We start from the raw sequence: 2,853 nt of genomic DNA, 5'->3' as shown, positions 1-2,853 counted from the left end.
ATGAGCACCCGCGCGCCCGCCCGTACGTACGCCGCGTGCGCCGCCTCGATCCGGCCCGGGTCGTCCACGAGCAGCCGCGCGGACCACAACTCGTCGCTCAGGTCGCAGCCTTGGGCCTCCAGCTGGTTGGAGAGCCCCCCGTCCAGGACGAGGGGCCCGCGGGCCAGCGCGGCGCTCAGCGGCACGTGCGGACGAGCGGGACGGGCCGGACCAGCCGGGCCGGCCGGCCCTCCGGGGGCGCCGCTCACGACAACTGGGTCCGCACCTGTTCCGAGATCAGCTGGAGGTGGTCGAGGTCCTGCAGGTCGAGCATCTGCAGATAGACGCGGGAGGAGCCCGCCTGCTCGTACCGTCCGATCTTGTCGACGACCTCGGCGGGCGAGCCGGCCAGACCGTTCTCCTTGAGCTCCTCCACGTCGCGCCCGATGACCGCGGCGCGGCGCGCCACCTCCGCGTCGTCCCTGCCGACGCACGCCACCAGCGCGTTGGAGCACACGATGTCGCCGGCGCGGCGCCCGTGTTCCTCGGCGGCCCTCCGCACTCGCAGGAACTGCTGCTCGCTGTCGGAGATCGAGGCGAAGGGGATGTTGAACTCGTCGGCGAAGCGCGCGGCGAGCGCGGGCGTGCGCACCTTGCCGTGACCGCCGATCAGGACGGGCACCTTCTTCTGCGCGGGCTTGGGCAGCGCCGGCGAGTTCTTCAGGCGGTAGTGCCTGCCGTCGTAGCTGAACTTCTCACCCACCGGCGTGGACCACAGCCCGGTGATGATCTCCAGCTGCTCCTCCAGGCGCCCGAACTTCTCTTTGGGGAAGGGGATTCCGTACGCGGTGTGCTCCTGGTCGAACCAGCCGGTGCCCAGGCCCAGTTCGACCCTGCCGCCCGACATGTCGTCGACCTGGGCGACCTGGATCGCCAGCGGACCCGGCAGCCGGAAGGTGGCTGCCGTCATCAGGGTGCCGAGCCGGATGCGGCTGGTCTCACGGGCCAGCCCCGCGAGGGTGACCCAGGCGTCCGTCGGGCCGGGCAGCCCGTCCGCGTCACCCATGGCCAGGTAATGGTCGGAGCGGTAGAAGGCATCGAAGTCGAGTTCCTCGGCGGCCTTGGCCACCCGCAACAGGGTGTCGTAGCTCGCCCCTTGCTGGGGTTCGGTGAAGATGCGCAGCCTCATGATTCATATCTTGCCTCCCTGGCCGGATTCCTGCTTCCGCCGTTGCACCCCGTGTGCCGCGCCGCTCTGTCAGGCCGCGCCGCCGTGCTCCTGCATCTCCATCCGGCGCAGCATGCCGACGACCCGGTCCTCGGACTCGTCCGCCGCGTCGATCGCCTCGATGCACTGCCAGTAGAGCGACTCCTCGTCCGCGGAGACCGCGACCCCTACGAGCGCTTCCGCCGTCTCCGCCAGCAGCGAGCCGAGATCCGACAGGGTCGCCCGGGCGTCCTGGATCTCGGAGAGCAGCGCCGCTCGGGCACGGCCCGCGTTCAGCCCGAAGGCGCCGTCGGCCGCCCTGCGGGCGCGAGCGCCCGCCTCGGCCAGCCCGAGCGCGTCGACCCGCACCAACTGCGGCCCGCTGACGGCGAGATGCCCCCCGACCACTTCAGTGAGCGCTTGCGCTTCCCAGGACTCGACGACGATTTCCCGCACCGTCCTGCACTCCGCAAGCGCGTGCCGGGCGGCTTTGATGAGATGCACAGCATCCAACTCCACCACCTCCCTCCATGGTTCCGCTACACAGCGTGACCATCAAGAGGCAGATGAACCAGGGAGTTTGGGGATACTCTGGACATTTTGCCCTGCATGGACACGATCCTCACTCCATAGAGTGACCGTTCTCGGCAGCCGGGAAACGCTTCTCGTTCCGCTCGATCTTCGAAGCAAGCGCTCCCAGTGCGTCGATCCCCAACGCCTCGCAGAACTGCAGGAGATAGGCGAGCACGTCCGCGACCTCGTCCTCGACCCTGTGCGCGGACTCCGGACGCGCCATCACACGACCGGATTCCTCGGGCGTGAGCCACTGGAAGATCTCGACGAGTTCGCCCGCCTCGACGCTCAGCGCCGCCGCCAGATTCTTCGGCGTGTGGTACTGCCCCCAGTCGCGGGCGGCTGCGAACTGAGCGAGCCTGCGCTGAAGTCGGGCCACGGTGAGTGTGGGGTCGTCCGCACTGCGCGAGGCGCCACGGTCACCGGAAGGGGCTGGGGAAGAAGAGGATCCGCTCACCCACCAAGGTCTACCAGGGAGACCCCGGGGATTCGACCGGCCTCCCCCGCCGCAGCTCCGGCATCGCCCACGGCGCCCAGGAGCCGCACATGCCCGCGCCGGCCCATCCGCTCGGCCAGCGCGAGGAGTTCGGCGGCCTGCCGCCGGTCCAGGGCACGGTCGAGGCCGTCGGCGAGCACGGTGAGCGACTGGTGGACGGGCAGCACCTCCTGCGCCGGATCCATGGAGAGCACCCCCGGCCCGGTGAGCAGTACGAGCGCGAGAGCGATGTAGCGCAACTCGCCGTCGCCCAGCCACTCCAGGGGCGTACGGCCGCACTCCTGCCCGTGCTCGTCCTCGCGCACGAGCATCGCCCGCAGCAGGCCCCGGTCACTCCCGTCGCCGACGACGTCGCCGGCCAGACCGGCGACGCGGCCGGCACAACCCGCCCGTACGGCGTCGGTGAGAAGTCCGTGCCGGATGCCGCACTCCAGGCGGGTGCGGCGCAGCACCGCGGCCACGTTGTCGCAGCCGCCGCGCAGCAGCGTGTCCGCCGCCGGGACCGGATCGCGCATGTCCTCCGGGCGGGGGTCGCAGGCGAAGACCGAACGGAGTGCGACCACCACCTGCTCCGCTGCGGTCAGCACGCGGCGCTCCT

General features: G+C 70.8%; 4 protein-coding genes and 1 pseudogene. All 5 read right to left on the bottom strand.

Annotated elements, in window-relative coordinates:
- Positions 1-248, bottom strand: a 248-nt coding sequence (locus H5J26_RS30060; RefSeq protein WP_419183871.1) for a homocysteine S-methyltransferase family protein, incomplete at its 3' end; no start/stop codon positions are given.
- On the bottom strand, positions 245-1,168 hold the full coding sequence (locus H5J26_RS30055; protein ID WP_181769117.1) for an LLM class F420-dependent oxidoreductase: 924 nt from the start codon (positions 1,166-1,168) through the stop codon (positions 245-247). The genes H5J26_RS30060 and H5J26_RS30055, both read right to left, overlap by 4 nt.
- Positions 1,169-1,237: 69 nt before the next feature.
- Positions 1,238-1,705 carry a DUF6099 family protein gene (locus tag H5J26_RS30050; protein ID WP_309238120.1) on the bottom strand — a complete coding sequence of 156 codons (468 nt, stop codon included), beginning with the start codon at positions 1,703-1,705 and terminating at the stop codon, positions 1,238-1,240.
- A gap of 103 nt (positions 1,706-1,808) precedes the next feature.
- Entirely contained in the window at positions 1,809-2,138 is a 330-nt protein-coding gene (locus H5J26_RS30045; RefSeq protein WP_309238119.1) for a nucleotide pyrophosphohydrolase, read from the bottom strand.
- Between the two features lie 74 nt (positions 2,139-2,212).
- Positions 2,213-2,853: pseudogene (locus H5J26_RS30040) on the bottom strand (ATP-binding protein); the annotation flags it as partial.

The organism is Streptomyces albidus (ex Kaewkla and Franco 2022), assembly GCF_013870515.1.
In the GTDB taxonomy this organism is placed as follows: domain Bacteria; phylum Actinomycetota; class Actinomycetes; order Streptomycetales; family Streptomycetaceae; genus Streptomyces; species Streptomyces albidus.
The sequence above is the reverse complement of the archived record's forward strand: the minus strand, read 5'-3'. Positions and strand labels throughout refer to the sequence as shown.

What these genes read in the sequence shown, in the direction of transcription:
- H5J26_RS30055 (WP_181769117.1), bottom strand. Translation starts at nt 1,168, where the DNA reads ATGAGGCTGCGCATCTTCACCGAACCCCAGCAAGGGGCGAGCTACGAC.